Source organism: Maribacter sp. IgM3_T14_3, from assembly GCF_049603095.1.
Taxonomy (GTDB): domain Bacteria; phylum Bacteroidota; class Bacteroidia; order Flavobacteriales; family Flavobacteriaceae; genus Maribacter.
This window is the reverse complement of record NZ_CP187138.1, coordinates 2,872,114-2,895,209: the sequence shown is the minus strand read 5'-3', so window position 1 is coordinate 2,895,209 and position 23,096 is coordinate 2,872,114. Positions and strand designations below refer to the sequence as shown.

At 34.7% G+C, this 23,096-nt stretch carries 14 protein-coding genes and 1 tRNA gene; 8 read left to right on the top strand and 7 right to left on the bottom strand.

The window, feature by feature from the left end:
* Positions 1-67: 67 nt before the first annotated feature.
* Positions 68-1,756, bottom strand: coding sequence for a hypothetical protein (locus tag ACPF9A_RS12915; RefSeq protein ID WP_423997523.1), 1,689 nt, complete (start codon positions 1,754-1,756; stop codon positions 68-70).
* Positions 1,757-1,940: 184 nt separating this feature from the next.
* Positions 1,941-2,022, bottom strand: a tRNA-Leu gene (locus tag ACPF9A_RS12910).
* A gap of 202 nt (positions 2,023-2,224) precedes the next feature.
* Between ACPF9A_RS12910 and ACPF9A_RS12905 the strand changes: the two genes are divergently transcribed.
* The 3 genes from ACPF9A_RS12905 (at position 2,225) to ACPF9A_RS12895 (ending at position 5,624) form a co-directional block, all read left to right on the top strand.
* Positions 2,225-3,616, top strand: a complete 1,392-nt coding sequence (locus ACPF9A_RS12905) for a dipeptidase (RefSeq protein WP_423997521.1) — start codon at positions 2,225-2,227, stop codon at positions 3,614-3,616.
* Positions 3,617-3,908: 292 nt separating this feature from the next.
* Positions 3,909-4,823, top strand: coding sequence for a YHYH protein (locus tag ACPF9A_RS12900; RefSeq protein ID WP_423997519.1), 915 nt, complete (start codon positions 3,909-3,911; stop codon positions 4,821-4,823).
* Positions 4,824-4,919: 96 nt separating this feature from the next.
* Positions 4,920-5,624, top strand: a complete 705-nt coding sequence (locus ACPF9A_RS12895; RefSeq protein ID WP_423997517.1) for a toxin-antitoxin system YwqK family antitoxin — start codon at positions 4,920-4,922, stop codon at positions 5,622-5,624.
* A 15-nt stretch (positions 5,625-5,639) separates the two neighbouring features.
* Here the strand turns inward: ACPF9A_RS12895 and ACPF9A_RS12890 are convergent, their stop codons facing one another.
* Positions 5,640-6,218, bottom strand: coding sequence for a PhnA domain-containing protein (locus tag ACPF9A_RS12890; RefSeq protein WP_423997515.1), 579 nt, complete (start codon positions 6,216-6,218; stop codon positions 5,640-5,642).
* Between the two features lie 223 nt (positions 6,219-6,441).
* Between ACPF9A_RS12890 and ACPF9A_RS12885 the strand changes: the two genes are divergently transcribed.
* From ACPF9A_RS12885 to ACPF9A_RS12865, 5 genes are all read left to right on the top strand, one after another.
* Positions 6,442-6,807, top strand: coding sequence for a BlaI/MecI/CopY family transcriptional regulator (locus ACPF9A_RS12885; RefSeq protein ID WP_116770258.1), 366 nt, complete (start codon positions 6,442-6,444; stop codon positions 6,805-6,807).
* A 35-nt stretch (positions 6,808-6,842) separates the two neighbouring features.
* Positions 6,843-9,848, top strand: a complete 3,006-nt coding sequence (locus tag ACPF9A_RS12880; RefSeq protein ID WP_423997513.1) for a M56 family metallopeptidase — start codon at positions 6,843-6,845, stop codon at positions 9,846-9,848.
* Between the two features lie 116 nt (positions 9,849-9,964).
* On the top strand, positions 9,965-11,068 hold the full coding sequence (locus ACPF9A_RS12875) for a DUF4407 domain-containing protein (protein WP_423997511.1): 1,104 nt from the start codon (positions 9,965-9,967) through the stop codon (positions 11,066-11,068).
* A gap of 511 nt (positions 11,069-11,579) precedes the next feature.
* Positions 11,580-16,583, top strand: coding sequence for a translocation/assembly module TamB domain-containing protein (locus tag ACPF9A_RS12870; protein WP_423997509.1), 5,004 nt, complete (start codon positions 11,580-11,582; stop codon positions 16,581-16,583).
* On the top strand, positions 16,573-18,897 hold the full coding sequence (locus ACPF9A_RS12865) for a BamA/TamA family outer membrane protein (RefSeq protein WP_423997507.1): 2,325 nt from the start codon (positions 16,573-16,575) through the stop codon (positions 18,895-18,897). Before ACPF9A_RS12870 ends, ACPF9A_RS12865 begins: the two co-directional genes overlap by 11 nt.
* Before the next feature lie 86 nt (positions 18,898-18,983).
* Here ACPF9A_RS12865 and ACPF9A_RS12860 read toward each other — a convergent pair whose 3' ends face one another.
* The 4 genes from ACPF9A_RS12860 to ACPF9A_RS12845 form a co-directional block, all read right to left on the bottom strand.
* Positions 18,984-19,985 (bottom strand): metal-dependent hydrolase, encoded by a 1,002-nt coding sequence (locus tag ACPF9A_RS12860; protein ID WP_423997505.1) that lies wholly within the window; start codon positions 19,983-19,985, stop codon positions 18,984-18,986.
* A gap of 88 nt (positions 19,986-20,073) precedes the next feature.
* A complete protein-coding gene (locus tag ACPF9A_RS12855; protein ID WP_423997503.1) occupies positions 20,074-21,846 on the bottom strand; it encodes a MutS-related protein in 1,773 nt (590 codons plus the stop codon).
* Between the two features lie 98 nt (positions 21,847-21,944).
* Positions 21,945-22,427 carry an ExbD/TolR family protein gene (locus tag ACPF9A_RS12850; RefSeq protein ID WP_423997501.1) on the bottom strand — a complete coding sequence of 161 codons (483 nt, stop codon included), beginning with the start codon at positions 22,425-22,427 and terminating at the stop codon, positions 21,945-21,947.
* A gap of 4 nt (positions 22,428-22,431) precedes the next feature.
* Complete coding sequence (locus ACPF9A_RS12845; protein ID WP_423997499.1) at positions 22,432-23,049, bottom strand: ExbD/TolR family protein; 618 nt, start codon at positions 23,047-23,049, stop codon at positions 22,432-22,434.
* Positions 23,050-23,096 lie beyond the last annotated feature (47 nt).

Sequence of the window (23,096 nt, the reverse complement as noted above, 5' to 3'; positions counted from 1 at the left end):
ATGTAGGGGAATGGGCTGAATGGACTACGGAGAAAGTCAATCCTTTTTAACGTTATTTGGAAGTATCTTATTCTTCAGATAATACATCACGGAACTTATCTACCATTAATTCTCTCGGAAATTTATATTCCGAAAATCGATTGCTTACAGGGGAAAGTTTGTGATGGAAATAGGCATTAGCTTGTTCACGCCCATTTTTTAAATTAGGGTTATTAATTTTCTTTTGAAAATTCATGCCGCGGTGATGCTTTTCTATTATTTTTCTAAAATTAGAATCTTTTTCCTTTAGATGTGGTAGCCAATAAATTAAAGTATCCATATCTACAAAAGTCAAATCTCTAATAAAATTACGATTGTATTTATCCCCAAGTTTTTCCTTGACCAGCTCCAAATACCATTTATTCAAGATATAGTTCATCCCTAAAATCTCAAAAATTCTATCGCTAACTAATAGTATAGGGTAAATTGTTATATTCTTTTTATGGTTGACATATTCATCGTAAGGGAACTTATCCTCCACAATTTGTTCGATAGATTTTACCAACTGCCCGATTCCTAATGCACGGCTATCATCCTTAAGAAACTTTTTTTTTAATAACTTTTTTATTTCCGCTATATCGGATGAACTTTTAATTCCTGCGGCTACAAGAATGTCCTTATTTTCGAAGAGATAAACCCTGTTGTTATGACGTACGTAATAATCGGGTTCATTGTCTTTTGTATTTTCAATCTGTTTCTTGACCAGATATTTCCAGTGAAAGATGTCGTCAAGAACAATTTTCATTAGAACTTCCTCAGAAAATTCAGTGTTGTAAAAACTAAAGAACCTACCGTCCGTTGGTTTTAAATTATGGTGCTTGTTATATGCATCTTTAAGTATGAAACGAACACTCTTAAAAAACTTATCTACTACAAAGAAAAAGTCGATGATAGAAAAAGTCTGATGATCAATTTCATAGATAGGATAATTTTTAAGATTTGTAAAATCTGTCGACTCTTCTATTTCAGCTGAAGCCAAAGTTTTAAGAAAACGTAATTTATCTTTTTCTTCTAATCGGAGTTTGTAGCTATTATTGAGTTTTAAATTTAGAAGAGTGGCAAAGAGCAGTTTGACTTGTTTTTTCAAATCTTCGGTATCGTCTTCCCCAAATATTTCACAGAGCGCATTCCGTAAATATTTATATTCTGCTTTTGATCCCAAAAACTGAAGGAGGTGTTCAAACTTTATCAAAGTAACATATACCAATTTTCCAAATTCCAAGTCCGTGTTAGAATAGATGCCAATGTCCGCAGAAGAAAATGCCATCGTAATGAGCATATCTGCCATCCTATCAATATTCTCTTGTGCATCGCCGAAGTATTGCTTGGTATTGACCTCTTTATTAATTACCAAGAATGCCTTTAAGATATTTAGCTCATCAGCCGTTTTGTCGTCGTTAGGATTGTCGTCCAACAAACTCTTGCGATTGGCCAAGATAGTTTCGGAAAGCCTTAAACTGGCTTCTCTTGAAATAACTTCAGGTTTTTCAGGAATCTGATTTTCCTTACCATATTTAGTGACTCTTTGAATTATATCCCAACTAACGTCGGGGTCAGAAATAAAATTATCAAAATTAGGTTGTGGAACGGTGGTCGTAAATCCTATGATTCCAAGTAGGGTTGAAGAAGATACCTGGCTTAAATAATCTAATATAGGTTTTGGTTCCTCCTCGGGAAAAACATTTTCGAATTCAAGTCTTTGAACAGTTCTAATCATATGCGCCTCATAAAATTAATTATTTAATACTCGTGAAAATAGTATTTGAAATCAAAATGCGCTATTTGGTATCAACTTAAATATTAATGCGAAAATACCAAAATGTTTTACCTATGTTGTACCTGTCCTTTTTTTCGGTTCGATTTCAAACAAAAAAAAGCCGAAGATTTCTCTTCGGCTTTTGTACAGGTGGGGAGACTCGAACTCCCACACCTTGCGGCACCAGATCCTAAGTCTGGCGTGTCTACCAATTCCACCACACCTGCATTTTAGAATCTTTTTCGACTTTTACTTGTCTAAGTCCTAAGTCTAGCGTGTCTACCAATTCCACCACGCCTGCATACTTTCCTAAATCACGATATGTGATTATCGGGGTGCAAATATAACGCAAAAATTCAATTCTCTAAATTTTAGCTATTTAAAAATTACGCTTTTTGTACTTTTATCAAAAGTTACATAGAATAGCACATGAAAAACGTAAAGAATTATCTGTCGGAAAATAAGGACCGATTTTTAAATGAGCTTATCGAACTACTTAAGATACCGTCTGTTAGCGCAGATTCTGCCTTTTCACAAGACGTGTTAGATACTGCAGAAATGGTTAAAGCCAGATTAGAGGAAGCAGGTTGCGATATTGTTGAAATTCATGAAACCGCAGGATACCCCATCGTGTATGGTGAAAAAATCATAAATACTGATCTACCTACAGTTCTCGTCTATGGCCATTATGACGTTCAACCGGCAGATCCGATCAATCTATGGCATTCACCACCATTTGAACCTGTTATTAAAAAAACGGAGAAACACCCAGAAGGTGCCATATTTGCCCGTGGTGCATGCGATGACAAAGGACAAATGTACATGCATGTAAAAGCATTGGAACTGATGGTGAAAACCGATCAACTACCATGTAATGTAAAATTCATGATCGAAGGTGAAGAAGAAGTTGGTAGTAATAACCTCGCCATATACGTAGCCGAGAATAGAGAAAAGCTGGCAAACGATGTTATTTTAATATCGGATACAGGTATGATTGCCAATGATGTACCGTCGATAACCACAGGTTTACGCGGTCTAAGTTATGTTGAAGTAGAGGTTACAGGTCCTAATCGTGATCTGCATTCCGGATTATATGGTGGCGCTGTTGCTAACCCTATAAATATTTTAACCAAAATGATTGCCAGCCTACATGACGAAAATAATCATATTACCATACCTGGTTTTTATGATAAGGTAGAAGAACTTTCTACTGAAGAACGTGCAGAAATGGCAAAAGCACCTTTTAGTATTGAAAAATATCAAGAGGCTTTAGATATTGAATCTGTATACGGTGAAAAAGGATATTCTACCAACGAACGCAACTCCATTAGACCCACATTAGATGTTAATGGAATTTGGGGCGGATACACTGGCGAAGGTGCAAAAACGGTTATAGCTAGTAAGGCTTTTGCAAAAATATCTATGCGATTAGTTCCGAACCAAGATTGGAAAGAAATTACAGAGCTGTTCAAGACTCATTTTGAAGCTATAGCACCAAAAGGTGTAAAGGTGGTCGTAAAACCTCATCATGGCGGACAAGGATATGTTACTCCTATTGACACCATTGCCTACCAAGCAGCCTCAAAAGCTTATGAAACTACATTCGGTAAAAAACCGATTCCTCAACGTAGCGGTGGTAGTATTCCCATTGTTTCTCTTTTTGAAAAAGAGCTAAAAAGCAAGACTATTCTTATGGGCTTTGGCTTGGATAGTGATGCCATACACTCCCCTAACGAACATTTCGGATTATGGAACTATTTTAAAGGAATTGAAACCATCCCTTATTTCTATGAATATTTTACAGAAATGACTAAGAAGTAGTTACCAATAAGTAAAACATCTTTCAGAAAAAAGAAGCGATCTTTAGATTTGGCACACCAAATTTAAAGATCGCTTTTCTGTATACATTAACAGTTAATTACATTTTTAACGCTTTGTATTATTTACGTAAGTTTTGTAAAATCAATAACTGAAACTTCAACAAACCAAAAAAAGACACAAAGTACAGTTTCACTGAATTATAGCCATGATTCACAGAATATTGAAAATTACGATTATAATCTATCCTACATTTAACACTTGAAATCATCATAACTAATTTAAATTCAAGATAATGAAAAAGTATTTTTTTATTCTATTACCGTTCTATCTTTTAAGTTGCAGTAGCGATTCTGATAGTTCTGATGACGTAACTAATAATGATGATAATACTATAATTTCTGTAGATGGTTCAGTAGACATCTCAACTGTTGTCCAAAATGTTTTTGATACGGATAACGGTGTTACTGTAAATGTAGAGGGTGAAACCATTACTATTAATAGTACCGGTCTACCCGATCACAAAACACCATATTGGGATATTGAAGGCATGGCACATGAGTTGTACGAACCATTCCCAAGCTATATCATTGATGATACAGATGCTTATGATGATGACGCCGAAGAATTGAGTAGGTTGATCAGTACCGATGAAGAGGGTAATACTATCATAACCTATCAAAACAACATGAATATGGATATGGTTGCTTTTGATTATAGTATGGAAATTCCCACGAATCCTACCGAAGCTGAAAACAAAGAAGAAACAGACCTTGGTCTAATCGGTATGGCCTTGAACGGTGTTCCAATTTATAATGATTCTGAAGGTAGAGCTGTACTTGGCGTAGTTGCCATGAGTACCTTTGATTCCGCAGGTGCACACCCTGGACCAAATTCAGATTACCATTACCACACAGCAGCTCAATTGAGTATTTATGCCGAAGATAATGGTAGCACTTACCCTACGGTAAACGATTCCAACTTAATCGGTTTTTTAAGGGACGGATTTCCAATTTACGGACGACAGGAAGCGGATGGTTCCTTTCCAGATGATTTAGATGAAAACGGAGGTCATACTGCAACTACAGCAGACTTTTCAGAAGCTATTTACCATTACCACTGTAGTAGTGAAAACTATTTGAATACAGGTTGGTATATCATGAAAGCAGGTGCATATCACGGTACTCCAGGACCATCATCAGGTAATTAAATTTTATTTACAATATATAAATAAGATAGCTGAGTTAATCCTAATCTACTACAGCTATCTTCTTTTAATTTTTTTAGTACGATACACAAATTAACTATGGGTAATTTATTTACTATATACCGTTGCCATTTTGTTTTAGTCCTTAGCTTGCTATGTGGTTTAAGTTCATGTAAACAAGCTACCAATGACATAGAAGATATAGTAATAGATAAAGCAGCCTTGCATGCACAGAATGTTGATGCCGATATTGATCTTACAGGAGTTCCGAGCGATACAATTAGCGATACCGACCCTAATTACTCTATAAAAAATGGTCTATTCTATTTTCAAGGTAAAAAATATTCGGGCATATTAAAAAAATATCACCCTAGAGTTGAAATGATCGCTTATACTTCTGTATATGAAGGAAAACGTCATGGACCATATAGCAGTTATTATGATACCGGAGCCCTTTTTGAAATAAAGCAATATAAGCATAACCGAGTCATGGGAAGACATTACATCTATTGGAGAAACGGCAGTTTAAAAGCGGACAACTGGTACTATAACGGTAAAATGGAAGGAACTCAGAAAAAATGGTATGCGAATGGCTCTCCTTTTTACGTGTTCAACTACACAAATGGAAAACGCGATGGAAAGCAACAAGCCTGGAGAACTTCAGGACAATTACAGATCAACAGCGAGATAATTAATGGGAGGACCTATGGATTAAACAGGGCTTCACTTTGCTTTAATGTCATCAACGAACAACCTGATGCTTTGGGCTATGCAACAAATAAAGAAAAAAAACTAATTAAGTAGCTACAATAAATTCACTTAAATTTTCTTCACATACTTCGTTATGATAACCGTCATTGTTGGTCCTACTTTACCTTCTATATATTCTGCATTTTCACGGTCTAAAGAAATTCTTCGAACTGCAGTACCTTGCTTGGCAACTTGGCTTGATCCTTTTATTTTCAAATCTTTAACCAAAACAACACTATCTCCGTTTTCTAAAATTACTCCGTTTACATCGCGGTGAATAATCTTGTCAGCCTCGGCTAAACCTTCGCCTGTTGCTTTTGCCCAAACTAAAGCCTCTGGCTCTAAATAGATCATATCTAATAAATCTTTAGGCCAACCTTCAGATTTTAATCTAGATAGCATTCTCCAAGCCACAACTTTCACAGAATCATACTCACTCCACATGCTGTCATTAAGACAACGCCAGTGGTTTGCATCCATTTGCTCTGGATCTTCAATTTGAGTTCGGCATGTTTCGCATGCTAAAATACTAGAATCGACTCCGCTAATAGAAACCGGTTCTACTTCAAAAACTTCTAAATTATTGATTCCCGTACATAATTCGCAAGTGGAGCCACTACGTGCTTCCAAATCAGCTAATACACTCATTATTCATTATTTTTATAATACGAATTTACATCTTTTAAGTGGGTCAATTGGACCTTTCCCCAAAGAATTGGGGTCGGGCTATACATTACAAGTACGCTTTGCTAAAAAGCAAATGCGGGCTTTTCATTACTATCCCTAAGGCAACAAAAACAAAATTACTCTACACTTGTAGAATTAAAATATTTGCTCTATGTTTGTAGAACATACTCTAAACTTGTAGAAAATGCAACTATCCAAATCGGAAGAAGAATTAATGAATATTCTATGGAAGCAAAAAAAGGCGTTCATGAAAGATCTACTCGATGCTTACCCAGAGCCAAAACCCGCTACGACCACTGTTGCCACTTTATTAAAAAGAATGACCGACAAAAAGTTTATTGATTATAAAAGCTTTGGTAGAAGTAGAGAATACTTTCCGTTGGTAAAAAAGAAAGATTATTTCTCTAAACACGTAAACGGACTCATTAAAAACTTTTTCAATGATAGCGCTAGTCAGTTCGCATCATTTTTTACTCAAGAAACCAACTTAAGTAAAGCTGAGTTAGAAGAATTGAAAAAATTAATAGATGTTGAAATAGAAAAGAAGTAATCATGGTAATCTATCTTTTAAAATCCGCCGCATGTATGAGCATATTTCTGCTCTTCTATAAACTCCTTTTGGAGAAAGAAAGCATGCACCATTTTAAAAGATACTTTCTATTAACCGCCGTTATCGCTTCTTTTATAATACCTCAAATTGTTTTTACAGAATATATTGAAATTGAACCCACCACTGCAGTAACTCAAGTTATCACCATAAATGAACCTCAAAATATTCAACCAGTAGTTCAGGCTATTGAAAAATCGCCCATGAATTGGTCTTTAATACTATGGACTATCTACGGACTAGGAGTTGCAGGATTCGCATTGCGTTTTTTTATGAACCTCTATAAAATCTGGAAACGTATTCATAACAACCCAAAAACGAAACATAGTGCTATCTATAGAATATTACTAGAAGAACAACTACCACCACATACTTTTTTAAAGTACATATTTCTGAACAAGCAAAAATTTGAGACCAAAAGCATACCTAATTCTGTAATGATACATGAAGAAACCCATGCTTTACAAAGGCATAGTTTAGATGTACTTTTTCTCGAAGTACTGCAAGTGGTATTCTGGTTCAATCCGTTAATCTATGCATTTAAAAAAACAATAAAACTAAACCATGAGTTTTTAGCAGATAGTGCTGTACTTAATGGTCAGGAAGACCACTTAAATTATCAAAATACATTACTGTCGTACTTATCAAACGACAGCTTTAACACCTATCAATCAGTTGGTATCGCAAATGCCATAAATTATTCATCAATCAAAAAACGATTTATTATCATGAAAAAACAAACATCCAAAAAGAGTATTCTGTTACGAAGTTTATTGTTGCTACCACTATTAGCAATTATGCTTTATAGTTTTTCAAACAGGAAAGAAAAGTTCGTTAGTAAACACGATGATTACTCCATTGGTGGAGATTGGCTGAATGAAGAAAATGAATTAGAAACATTAACAATTACCGAAGAAAATGAAAATTTACTATGGGGCAATAATCAAGGTCTTATCTTAAAATTTGAAAAAATAAAAGGACAATTATATTATTATTCTGAGCTTAGTAAAGAAAAACTTTTAGTTGAAACAACCGCAAAAGAAGAGACCATTCAAGTTAACGGGAAAAAATTTATCCGTAAAGCAAAAAGCTTAAGAGATCAATTAAATGGCACGTGGCAAAATGAGGAAATTAATACTAAACTTATTGTTTCCGAGTACGATATTTATATGGTTTTTGATCTTTTAGAAGGAAACAAAAAAGCTGTTCGTTATTATCCTAAAAAACGTGGCAACAGTTATTATTTCACCTATGGTTATGAAGATTGGTCGTTTAAAATTGAAAATAATCAATTAGTTGACTCTAGAGGAAATTATTATAATAAACAAGAGAAGCAGCAATCAATCAAAAACTCAAACAGAATAATAAAACTTGCAGGCATAGTAGTAGATTCTGAAACTTTAGAACCTTTGGCTAATGCGGAAATAAAAGATTCAAACGGAATTTCACTAACCACTACTAATAATGAAGGTTATTATCAACTTGACATCAACAACATACCTGAAGGTGAGATATTCTTCACATTAAAAATACAGAAAGAAGGCTATAAAATACTTATACAAAAAGAACATTGGGGTAATTTACAAGGTAAAATAACTAGTTCATTCTACTTCGGTCTTCAAAAAAATAATGGAGCTACAACTGAGTTCTCTAACCTTTTTGCAATGAATGATAACTTAAGTTATGCATCTGTCATAAAAAACAAATCTATAATTGAAAACGAACGGCTTTTCAAATCAAAATTAGAAGATGCAAAAAATGGTAATAAACATTGTATTGTAGAGGTTAATAAAACACCTTATTTAGTAGATGCTACATCATGGATTAAACTAAATTCCATTAATGATCTAATAGCTATAAATGATAAAGAGAATATACCTGCCTTTAAATTAAATGACCATATCAATAGAAACAGTATAAAAGCAATGTCGCCATTAGAGGATTACGATGATGCGAAGTTTGCGGTTTATACCAAATCAAGTGATATCAATGAGAATTTAGACAAAAGAGCATTCCACAAATACAATTCCATTGCAAAAAAATACAACGCTATTCCAACTGCAAAAAGAGAGATTCCTTTGTATGATTTAAAGATATTAGAATCCATTTATAGAAGTATGAGTAAAACTCAAAGAGAGCAAGCTCAACCTTTTCCAGAGTGTCTTCCTAAGCAAAATCAAGAGAATGCTACAAAAGAACAAATATCCACCTACAATAAGTTGGCAAAAAGTTATAACACCATGATATCTAAGGGAGGCAATATTCGGATTCTAAAATCTGATGTTGATGAACTAACATATATCTACGGATTAATGTCTGAGAAACAAAAAGTGAATGCAGAGCCATTCCCAGATTTTCCAGAACCGCCACCTGTACCAAAAGCGCCAAAAGCTCCGAATACCGCTGATTATGCAGATGCTGAAATTGAAAGGATTATTGCAACCCAAGACACATACGACGGTGCATTAATGCTACATAAATCGAATAATTTACCACATAATAACACTGCCTACATTAACGTTGATGAAGAGCTAAAATATGAAGGCACAATATCAGATATCGAACAAACTACTAATGATGTTAAAGAACTGGAATTAATTAAGGAAACTATTAAATCAGATTTAAACTTTCGTGCACCACAAGATGCTCCAAAAGTACCAGAGATGCCGAAGACTTCTAATTATTCAAATAAGCTGAAAAGAGAAATTATTAGACAAGAAGGACACCTTTCTGTAGATAGGAATTTAGAAAAGAAGGATTCAAATATTCCGCCACCTCCACCACCTCCTACTCCGCCTTCCCCATTAGATTATGCTATTAGTATGGCGAAAAAAGGAGCAACGTTCTTCTACGAAGGCAAAGAAGTTTCGTCTGATAAAGCCATTGACCTATTAAAGAAAAAGAAAGAGTTAAATATAGAATCTAGAGCGAAAAATGGCAAAGCAGAAGTAAGAATTACCAAAGAACCTGTAACAATAAGATAATCACAACGTCAAACATATGTTAAAGCCCTCTTTTCGAGGGCTTTTTGCGTACCAAAAATGAAATAGTTACGTTCACCCAGTATACATCATCATCAATCAAAAACAAATCATTAATCATGATACAAGACTTCTTTATTCTCTGCTCAGGGGCAGATGCCGATCTTTTAAAAACCTGCTCTAAAGGTGAGCAAAACAAATATGCCGGTATTGGCGCTACCGTATTTTTTACAGCTGTAATGGCTTTTATTGCTAGTAGCTATGCATTATTCACGGTTTTCGACAATGTTTATACCGCAGTATTCTTCGGTTTCATTTGGGGATTATTAATATTCAATTTAGACCGTTTTATCGTTGCTACCATTAAAAAGAGAAACAACTTTGGCCAAGAGTTTTTACAAGCTACTCCGCGTATAATTCTCGCAGTTATAATTGCCATAGTAATTTCAAAACCATTGGAAATGAAAATTTTCGAGAAAGAAATCAATCAGGTTTTGTTAAAGCAAAAGAATGAACTTACCCTAGCCAACAAAGACCAACTTGCGTTGCAATACACCCCAAAGGTTGAGCAATTGAATGAAGAAATAGCTACTTTAAAAAATGAAGTTTCAATAAAGGAAGCCGAGACGAATGCGCTTTATGATATTTACATTAACGAAGCTGAAGGTACAGCGGGTACCAAGTTATTAGGTAAAGGTCCCGTTTATGCTGAAAAGCGAGATAAACATGATGCTGCACTTGCAGAATTACAAGTACTAAAAACTACAAATAATGAAAAAGTATCGGCGATAGAATCTCAAATTGCAACGCTAGATATTGAATATGCCGAAGTGGTTAAAAATTCGCAACCCATTATAGATGGTTTCGACGGATTAATGGCAAGAATTACCGCTTTAGACGAATTACCATGGCTTCCTTCATTTTTTATATTCCTGTTGTTCTTAGCCATAGAAACATCACCTATAATTGCCAAATTACTAGCTCCAAAAGGGGAATATGATATTAAATTAGAAGAGGAAGAAAGCGTACTTTCTACTTGGGTCGAGCAAAAACTGGCGCAACGAAAACTTATTGCTTCGACTGATAGTGAAATCAATCAGAAAATATATGAAGATCTAAAGGGCGAAGAAGAGCTTTACGGCTACAAAAAGAAAAAGGCAGAAGAATTGCTACGTTTGCAAGCAGACAGTTTTCATAATATTCAGACAAAAGGTTTAAAATAAAAAAGACCAATACTTCTATTGGCCTTCTTTGATTTGGGGGAACTACCTGAACAACTATAATTTTGCCATAGCCTCTAGAATTAATTCTGAACTCGTAACATTAAACTTGTTAGTCAATCATTAATTACATTTCAAAGATATTAAGCATGAGACTTAAAAATTGGTCGCTTTAGACTAAGTCAATTTAAGTGTAGACGAATGGACAATATGTATCGATGAACTATTATATCTAATCTATACATCACTAGAATCAAATATGTAATTCATGTTCGTTATGTTCTATACCGATAATCTTCGTAGCAAATAAGCTAACTTTATATAGTGGTAGTATTAAATTTGCATTTACATGGCAACACTTAAAGAAACCAAGAAGAAGAAAAGAAGATTTTATAACCTTGTTATCATAATAGTATTACTAATTATAATTGCTACAGGTTTTATGGCACAATTGGGATGGTAATGTCTCCGTTAAAAATTGAATGTTAGAGTTCAATCCATTATGATAACCCATATGACCGATAAAAAACTTAAAATTAAAAAATTAGCAAAGCTCTTCGGAAAAATAATTCTGGGGATACTACTGCTATTTTTTATTTTGGTGTTAGTCATTAGAACTCCGTGGGCTCAAAATTTAATCGTTGCTGAAGTCACTAATTATATTTCAGAAAAGTCTAATACCAAAGTAGAAGTCGGCAAGGTATACCTAACTTTTTCTGGAGATATATTGGTCGAGAAAGTATATCTTGAAGATGTAAAGGGCGATACTTTATTCTACTCAAAATCGCTTCAAGCAGATATTCCTATTTACCCTGTTGTTTTTAAAAATTCATTAGCTATAGATGGAGTCATTTCTAACGGTGTGGTTGCCCATATTAGTAGAGAAGATAATCCTGATGAATTTAATTTTACTTTTCTTATCGATGCATTAGTAACACCCACAGATACAACGTCAGCGACTTCTGAACCTATGGAGATTTCTATAGGAAGTTTAGACTTGACCGATTGGAAATTGAATTATAACGATGCCTATTTAGGAACGGACATAAACCTCATACTTGGTAACTTAGATATAGACGTTTCTGAGTTTGATTTAGAAAGAATGAAGTTTTCTTTAGATGATTTAAATCTAAAGAATACCGAATTCACCTATAACCAAACACACCCGTTCCCTATTACAGAAGATACTACCAGTGCTGTGCTACCTTTTATACAATTAGAAGATTTTAAAGTAGAAAATGTAGCTATCACTTACAACAGCCAGTCTGATGGTTTAAAGTCCCAATTAAAATTAGGTAAAATTGAACTAACCGATATACTGGCAGACGTTTCTAAAAACAGATACGAAACCGACGACCTCTTATTACAAGATTCGCAGATAGCTATTCAGATAAGAAGTGAAGAAGTTGAACAAAATAGCACACCCACAAACTCAGAATTTAAGTGGCCAGAATTTATAATTGCAGCCAATAATATCAACATCGCAAAAAACACATTTAGCTATACATTAAATGGCTCACAGCAAAACTCAAGCAGTTTTGACCCTAATGCCTTTACAATACAAGAATTTCAACTTCTAGCTAATAAATTTGAATACCGACCTGAGCTCTTTAACCTTGATGTTTCTTCTTTTACGTTCTCAGAGCCGAGTGGCATCCAATTAAATCAATTAGCATTTAAAGCCGGTCTTACTAACCAAAAGGCATCCCTCTCAAACCTTGTTTTTAAATTGAATAACAGTGCTGCAAAAGCAGCTATAGACATTCAATTTAGCTCCTTAAATAACGCTATAGAATATCCTGAAAAAAGTTCGTTATCTGCGGTATTGTCAGACGTGTATTTAGAGTTGAGTGATGTGCAAAAATTAGTACCTGAGTTAGCACAAAACCAATACTTAGATTCGTTGTCGGCATACCCTATTATTGGCAATCTAAAAGCACAAGGGAATTTAAAAAAAGTAAATGATTTTAATACCGAATTACAATGGGGTAATGATACTAAATTATCTGCCAATGGGAGTATAAGTAATCTTACCAATGTAGATTCACTAATTTACAATTTGAACAAAATTAGCTTCAAAAGCACAAAAATAGCAGTCAATAAAATAATATCGTCTAATGAATTAGGCATTTCTATTCCAGAAACTATACTCGCAGAAGGAAGCTTATCTGGCGGAACCACATGGGTAAAACCTGACATGAATATCAAAATACCAGAAGGTTCTGCTACTATTAATGCGCTTGTAAATTTTGGCGAAACCATGAAGTTCGATGGTCAAGTTTCTGTAGATAGTCTGCAATTAGGTAAACTTTTACAAAACGAACAACTGGGTAAAATATCACTAAAAATAGAAGGCAAAGGTGCGGGTTCTAAACTCAGTAATTTTGATAGTACTATTGATGGTATTATCACCCAATTTCAATTTGACGGATACGATTATAATGACATAGCAATTACCGGAAATTTAAAGGACGGAAACGGCACAATTAACGCCAATATCGATGACCCAAATCTGAACATGAAAGTCAATTCTACTATAGCACTTTCATCACAAGAAAACGACATTGTTTTTACTTCAAATATTATTGGGGCAGATTTACAAGAACTAGGTATCACAAAAAATAATATTAAAATAGCCGCAAATATTAAAGGGAATTATACCGGCACTACCTCTAATTTCAATATAAATACAATTATTGAAGACGGTATTGCGATTGCAGATAATGAGCAATATCAAGTTTCTACTATTGCCTTAAAAGCCCATATTGAAGATTCAATTACAGATGTATCGATACAAAGCAATTTTTTAAACGGACAATTGGCTTCTAATGCATCACCTAACCGTATTACCGATGCCCTTAAGAAACAAATAGAACATTATTTCTCTATAGACGGTACCAATTTCGAACCTGAAGATACTATAGAGGCTAAACTGGCTTTTGCCATAGTGCCCACACCTGTATTGTCAAAGGTATTTTTTGATGGGGTAAAAGATTTAGATTCTTTAAATATAGATGCTAGCTTCAATTCAAAAACGCAAAAGATTTCTGCCGAAGTTAAAGTGCCACATATTTCATATGCCGGTAGTTCTGTCGATAGTTTAAACGCTTATATAAAAGGTGATTCGGTAGACCTAAAATTCTCTGCTGGTTTGGCAGATTTAATTTATGACCCCATTCACTTAAAACAGACATATATAGAAGGTAGATTGAAAAACAAAGAACTGTTGCTCGACTTTACCTCTAAAAATGACACCACACAGGTAATGCATATAGGATCGGCATTATCATTTCAAAAAGACACTTTAAAACTTCATATCACTCCGAAAGATCTGATATTAAATAGAAAAAAATGGGATATTCCCGAAGATAATAATATTGTAATAGCCACGTCTTATTCCGATTTTCAAAATGTAATCTTGAGCCGAAATTCCCAGAAAATGGAAATTTCAAACAAGGTTCCTCAAATGGAATCGAATCATATCGGTATCCTTTTCGAGAATTTTCAATTACAAACATTTTTAAGTTTTTTTAATCCTGATGAGGCTTTAGCTAAAGGTAAAGTCGAGGGTAATTTTGTGATTCTCAATCCGTATGCCGCTTCTGGGTTGGTCTCAGATATCGATATTAAAGATTTTCAGGTGATGCAAAATCCGCTAGGTACTTTAACATTAGACGCATCTTCTAAATCGTTATCTGAATATGATTTTGATTTGGCATTGAAAGACGGTGGCGCCAATCTCACTTTAACCGGGGACTATACAGCGAAAGAAAATACGGCAGATTTGAATATAGAGCTCGATATTCAAAAATTCGAAGCAAGTATTCTACAAGGGTTCGCAAAAGACCAATTAACCGATGCAAAAGGGTATTTAGATGGTAGTGTATTGGTAAAAGGTACACTGACCGAGCCTAAATACTCCGGTAGAATTAATTTCAATGATTTCAGCTTAAGCCTCAAAGCATACAAATCTACTTTGGCAATAGATAATCAATCTATCGATATCGATCAAGATGAAATTACATTAAAAGCCTTCACTATTAACGATATTAATGAAGGTTTATTAACCATCGATGGTAAGGTTGTTACCAAAAACTTCGCAAATCCTGGTTTTGACCTATCTGTTAAAACAAATCAATTTAGAGTATTAGATTCTAAAAAAGGTGATGACGAACTAGTGTATGGCATTGCCAGTATTCAAGCAGATTTGACTGTAAAAGGAAATTTAGAATTACCTGTAATTGACGGAAAATTGCGTGTTCGCGATGTAACAGACCTTACCTATATAGTACCACAAGATCAGTTAGATATTCAAGAACGCGACGGCGTGGTAATTTTTGTAAATAGAGAAAACCCCGAAGCTATATTGACCCGTAACGATGGCGAAAAATCAAATTCATTTTTTGCCGGTATGGATATTAATACCCTTTTAGAAATCGGTAACGAGGCAAAGTTCACCATTGTTCTTGATGAAAAAACACAAGATAAATTACAGGCATCAGGTGCAGCAACCTTAAACCTAAACATAGACCCAAACCAAGACATTCGCTTATCGGGTAGGTTAGAATTAAACTCTGGCTTCTACAGAACCAGCTTATATAATTTGGTGAGCCGCGAATTCAAATTACAAAAAGGGAGCAGTATTGTATGGACAGGTGACCCGTTCGATGCAAAAATGGATGTGACTGCTATTTATGAAATAGAAACCTCGGCATCATCATTAATGTCATCTATAAGTTATGGTACAGATAGTAGCGTTTCTGGAACATACCAACAATCAACAGACTTTCTTGTCTACCTAAATATTGACGGACAACTTATGCTACCCGAAATATCATTTGCGCTAGATATGCCAGAGAGTGAACAAGGTAATTTTGGCGGAGCGGTTTATAGTCGAATTCAACAATTAAACGAACAAGAATCTGAATTGAACAAGCAAGTATTTTCATTATTGGCATTAAATCGTTTTTACCCAACTACGGGTAGCGATGGTAGTAGCGGCGGAGTAGTTTCAATAGCTAGAAATAACGTGAATAAGGTACTCTCAAATGAACTTACATCCATTTCTAATAAGCTATTAGGCAATACAGGCTTTGAGCTTGGTTTTGATTTAGATAGCTTTGATGATTATGGAAGTGGAACTGCCCAGAGTCGAACGCAACTAAATATCAACGCCAGTAAAAAACTTTTTAACGACCGATTAATCGTTACTGCCGGTAGTGCCGTAGATGTTGAAGGTAGCGCATCAACAAGCGATACCGAGACACCGTTAATTGGCAATGTAACCTTAGAATATCTACTGAGTGAAGAAGGTATATATAGACTAAAGGGGTTTAGAAGGCAAGAGTATCAAAATATTATTGATGGGCAGTTAATCGTTACCGGTGTGGCTTTTATTTTTAACCGAGAATTCAATAAATTCAGTCAATTATTTAATCCGCTGAAAAAAGAAAAATCTGAAGAGAAACCTTCAAAAAAAGACGCAAAGACCAAAGAACAAGAGAACATTGAAAAATAAATTCTTTACATATCGTACCATATGCTGGTTGGCATTTTTAATTACCTATTCGTGCGGTATAGAAAAATATATACCTGAAGGCGAACAATTATATACAGGCGCAGAACTTGAAATAATTTCAGAAAGCGAGCTAAAAGACCTAAAAGAAGTTAAGACAGAATTATTTGGTTTAATAGAACCGTACCCCAACACTACATTTTTAGGAATGAAACCTGCCTTGTTTTTTCATTACAAAGCACAGCGAGAAAAACCTGGATTTCTTTATAAATTTTTGAACAAATCTTTTGGCGAAGAACCTGTTTATTTTTCTAATGTAAATACAGAAAGGGTCGAAGAATTGATTCTAAACAGATTAGATAATAACGGATTCTTCTATAGCAGATCAACATCTGAGACCTTTGTTGACAGCAACTTTGTTTCGGTTAAGTACTCAGCTACCCTACCAGCACCGTATGTGTTAGAAAATTACAATCTAGAATCTGACTCCCTCCCCATTTACAAAGAAATTCAGAAAATGCTGCCTGAAACGGCACTAGTAAAAGGAGATCGGTTTGATCTCGATTTATTGAAGGCAGAACGAGCACGATTAAATAACGGACTAAAGCAAAAAGGATTTTACAATAGCCAAGAAGACTTATTAATTTTTGAGGCAGATACTAACCAATACAATAATAAAAAATTCGATCTATTTCTTAGATTGAAAAGAGATGTACCAGCGCGTGCATCCATTCCTTACACCATAGATTCAATTACGGTGTACCCTAATTATTCGATTGAAGGCGATACATTGCCTTTAACGAAAAATAATGTCACCCAAGTCGACAACATAGATTTTATACAGAACGACCTATATTTTAAACCAGACTTATTAGAATCGTATTTATTATTCAATGAAGGTGATTTGTATGATGCCAACACATCAAAACAAACAAGCAGTAGATTATCTGCTTTAGGTAGCTATAAGTATGTAAACATACAATACACCGAACTAGATACCACTGCAATTGACGGTAACGGTGGTTCTTTGGCTGCAAGCATCTATTTAGCACCTTTGACCAAACGATCGATTAGAGCCGAGTTACAAGCTGTTTCAAAATCTAATGGATATACCGGCCCGGGCATTTTATTGAGTCATACCAATAGAAATGTATTCAATGGTGGTGAAACATTCAGCGTTTCTGCTGATTTCTCTTACGAGTTACAATTGTCTAATAGCAGCAACACCAACTTAACCAGTATAGCAGGAGGTATAAGTGCAGACTTAGTTATACCTAGATCAATACCTTTTTCTCCTAGTAGATTTAAATATGCTGTGCCAAAAACCAAAATATCGCTTGGGGTAGATTTTCTACAACGTAGTGATCTGTTTACATTAAGTTCTGTGAATGGCACATTTGGTTATACTTGGAAAGAGAACAAATATGTATACCACACATTAGACCCCATTAGTATCAACTATTCAAAATTATCTAATGTAACAGATGAGTTTCAGACTATTCTTGATGATAATGAATATTTAAGCCAAAGTTTCGAACAGCGTTTTATCGCCGGTTTGCTATATAGCTTTACCTATGACGAGGTATCTGATCTTGAAAAAGAAACTCCTATCTATTTTACTACAAATTTTGATCTAGCCGGTAATATGTTAAGTCTTGCAAGTGGTGGCTCAAATACTATTTTTGGTTCTGAATATGCACAATATGCAAAAGTCGATGCCGATTTACGATTATACCTAAGGTGGGAAAAAGAACGCACTTTAGTATCTCGTTTATATGCAGGTTGGGGTGTACCTTATGGTAACAGTTCTACTTTACCTTTTGTTAAGCAATTTTATTCTGGAGGTCCTTATAGTATTCGTGCTTTTGATATTCGATCTTTAGGACCTGGTAATTTTTATCCGGATTCAAATGATGATTCCACAGATTACTATGACCAATCTGGTAACTTAAAATTAGAAGCCAATGTGGAGTATCGTTTTCCGTTATTCTCGTATTTAAAAGGTGCCTTCTTTGTTGATGCCGGTAATGTTTGGCTAACGGGAGATTATTTTGACCTACTAGAAGACGAGTCTATTAGTACTTCGTCTGAAGCACTTTTTACAGATGGTAAATTTGAAAAAGATTGGCTAAGTGAAGTCGCGGCAGGTGTAGGTTTTGGTGTGCGGTTAGATATTCAAAGCTTCGTAATTCGTTTAGATCTAGCTTCCCCACTACGTATACCGTACTTGGACAAAAACGAACGATGGAATGTGCCATTCTTTGGAAATGCAGATAATAATATGACTTTAAACTTTGCTATCGGTTATCCATTTTAAGAAACTCCGCTAGAGTTGCGTAGCTACTTAGATAACCTTTAATGAAATTTGAATGTTTGGTTGAGCGCAGTCGAAACCTTCTTTTATTAATTCCCCCACATACGTTGCCATAGGGCTGCCATTAGGCGTTTAGCATCTCTTTTAAACTTTGGTCTTTCTTCTACAATTAAATCATCTCCCTCAGGTATTAATTTATAACTGAATGCAAATTGACTTTCGTTTTCATTTAAACTAATAAGTCCGAATCTTAAGTCATTAAAATACAATTGCCCATCATTTTCGGTAATCGTATACCAGCCTTCGGTTATTTTTATTAGTCGTATTATTTTATCATTATCTGCCCATTTACCAAGCAATTCATGATTTTTTGGGTATGATGTAAATGAAATTGGTTGGCTATCAAAAAAAGAATAATCTCCCATTAAATAGGCATCGTCGGTGTCTATATTTGCCATCCACAGCACCGTATTCAAAGGCGCTGGTCGGGTATTCATTTCGCTATAAGAAATATTTTGTTCTTCAAGTGCATTTTCGAAGTTCTGAAAAGCGAAACCTTTTAAGACCAAGGTCAACACCAAATAAGCAGAACTAATTACGAGTCCGAGTTTTACATAGTTTCTGCGTTTTATAGAGGTCCGTTTTTGAAACATAGCTAATATCACAAATACGATAAATGGAACCGTATACAAAGGATCGATCACAAATACACTCTGAAACGCTAATCTAGTTTTTAAGGGCCAAAATAATTGTGTGCCCCAAGTAGTGAAAGCATCTAATAACGGGTGAGTAAATAATCCCCAGAACATCAACCATGACCACTCTTTCCAAGTAGCTGATTCTTTCTTATTTATTTTCCAAACCAACCATCCAAAAACGGGTGCAAATAATACAGAAAAGAAAATGGAGTGACTAAAACCTCTATGCCATTCAGTCGCTGTAACCGTATCTAAAAAGAAACGGGTTATGACATCTAAATCGGGTATAGTACCTGCAATAGCTCCATAAAGCATTGCCTTATTACCCACTTTCTTACCCAGTACAGCTTCGCCAACTGCTGCTCCGAGGACTATTTGTGTTAATGAATCCATAAGCCCATCCCCCTAGCCCCCAAAGGGGAATTAATAACTGTTGTTATTATTTTAATAAATTAAAATACTTTTTGTTTTAACACATACTTTATTCTATAATCCCCATCTTTTTTAAGAGAAAAGAAGCGTTCATATTCTGACAAATGCCGTTTTTAAAAGTATAATCGAAATGTAATTCGTTATCAATAATTTCTGCATCGAAATAATGATTTTTAACCGCTTCGTATTCGTCGGCAACTTCACAAAGACTAAGATCATGGGTAGCAATAATGCCAGTAGATTTACTCTTTACCAAACGCTCTACAAACTTTCGTGAACCCAATGCCTTATCGGTACTATTTGTTCCTTTCAAGATTTCATCTAAAACAATAAAATAGCGATCGGTCTGAATTTCATCTACGATATACCTAAGTCGTTTTAATTCTGAAAAGAAATACGATTCATCATCTGTCAATGAATCTGTGGTACGCATACTAGTAATTAATTTTATTGGGGAATAACTTACAGATTCAGCACAAACTGGCAAACCTACATTTGCCATCATTATCTGCAGCGATACCGTTCTCAAGAACGTACTCTTACCAGCCATATTTGCACCGGTGATTATAAAAAACTGTCCGCCATCAATAGTAATATCATTCAATATGCTTTTTGCGGGGTCTAATAACGGGTGACCAGCATTTTTAGATTTCAATACCACTCCGTCATTAGTAATCGTCGGATACGTAAAATTCGGATGATTAAAAGCAAAATTCCCTAAACTACTATAGGCATCAAAAAATGCGATGGTATTGAACCAAATTTCTACACTTTTGCCATGGGCCTCAATCCATTTTTCAATGGCTAGGCAATCTGTTAATGAGCGAAGGAAAAATCCGTTCGCAAAAATTAAATACAGTAGATTATTATTACGGTCTAGGTTACTTAAAAGTGATGCGAATTTCTTTAGAACTTTAGAATTATGCTCGCCATTACTTAAAATATTAGCCTTTTGTTTTTTTAATAGATCAGATGTAAAATCAGTCGTTTCTATCATTGCCAATAGCTGATTGTACTGGTCAAAGGTAGATTTCATTTTGGTAGCACTCTGCCCTAAATTAGTCACTTTTTTAGTGAACAATCCAACGATAATCATTCCCAAAACCAACCACGTAATTAAAACAGATTCTGGCAAGTAATCTAAAAAGTACGCGACAAAAATAGCTGCTGAAATAATTGAAAATACAAGAGGAATAAACTTCATTGCCTTTGGCACAAAAGGCTCGTAATTCTTTAACCATTTGGCAATCGTATGTGTAGAAGTTTCTGTTTTTGTCAATGCTGCCATCGCAGAAAACTCTTGTCGCCAATCTACTTTTTCGCCAACTTCAGCAATAGCTTCTTGTTTTTCAGTGATGTCGGCAATAGAATTCTCTTTATAGATATCGGCTAATAAAAGGCTACCCTCAGCAAGTTTTGTTCTATTAGAAATTTGATAAAAAGAACCTTCACCAAATAGGTCTATATCTTGACTGAAAAAATGAATGTCATCGGCAAATTCTTTTCCGTTAGGTAATTTAGAAAAGTCTCTTTTTAGCACTTGCAATTCTACCAAATTGATGTTTCTTAATTCCTCAATTTTGGCTTTTTGAAGTTTCAGATTTGTGTACTTACTTACTAAAAACAAGAATAATGGTATACCTACAAATAGCACGGCAACCACATATTTTGCATTTATCGAAGCAAAATAAAGTGCAGCGATAGTGCCTAAAAATATGAGTAAACGTAACGTACTAAATAAAAAGAGCTTCTTATTTAAAGCATCAATAACCTCATCAAACTTTTGTACGCGTTGGGTGTAAAATTCCTCTAAATTATTCATGAATATCAACCTATTATAGAAAAGGCAAAGATAACCTTAGAAAGTGGTTTCTATTAATGGAAACAGTTTTAAAGCGCAAGAATTATCTACACTACTTTCTATAGATTATCGACAGCAGCACCTTCATAAGTCGTGTAGTTTATTTTTAACAAATTCACCATACGCAGTTTATTTTTTAGGTCCTCTATAATTCCCATTTTCACTCCGACGTCCGCTTTTATAGATACTGTTGCAACACTTCTTAAATGTTCTGGCATTGACGACAAGGCTTGTAGTGCATAATCGCCTACCTCATCTACGGTGATAAATTTATTATCCATTTGAATTCTAGGCTCTTCTCCTAAAGTTGAATTGTCGCCAGAAGTTGGCTTACCCACATAAATTTCTATAATTCGGTCTTTCTTGTCCAATTTTTCAGTTTCAGTTGCTGTTGGCAAGGTATTCTCTACCATTAAATTTTGGTTCTTCATAACCGTAACCGTCATAAAGAAAAAGAGCAGTATAAAAACGATATCTGGTAATGATGCAGTTGATACAGGTGGCAAGCTTTTGCTAGATCTATATTTGTTGAATTTTATCATGGCTTTAGTTATTTACGGTTTCTGGTTCTAGAATTTTCTGCGGATAAAGTGCTCTTATAATTTCAAGACGTTCTCTTAATTGCCCTTTTTGGTCCTCACTAATCTCTTCATTGTAATAATCAGAATAAATGCTTTCATAAGGGGTATTGAATAATCGTAAACTTTCTCTATTGCGTAACGTGTTGTAAGCACCAATTACTTCATTTTGTACCGCCACATAAACCGGATAGCTCGTATTTCGTTGTGCCTTTATAGAAATGATAGCCTTATCAGGATTTTCAGATAAAACTACTAAACCCTCTCCTTTACAATAATTACAATACCCTTCCATTTGTATGGGCACACCGCCATTATCAATAAAGGCGATTACTTTCTCTCTAAGATTTTTAGAATCTATAACATCACCTTCTGCCATTATTAAGTCCGCGTCATTTATACTGATTTCAAAAAGGTTTCGCTTTTTAATATCAACTCTATTATCAATAATATCAGGAGGCATAGACCGGTTAAGTCCCGCATCATTTTCTATAGATGTGGTGACCAAGAAAAAGATGAGTAATAGAAAAGCGATATCTGCCATTGAACCGGCATTTACTTCTTGCGGAGATCTGTGGTTTTTCATGAATAGTGGTTTTATACACTATTAAGTACTGAAAATTGACTGATAAA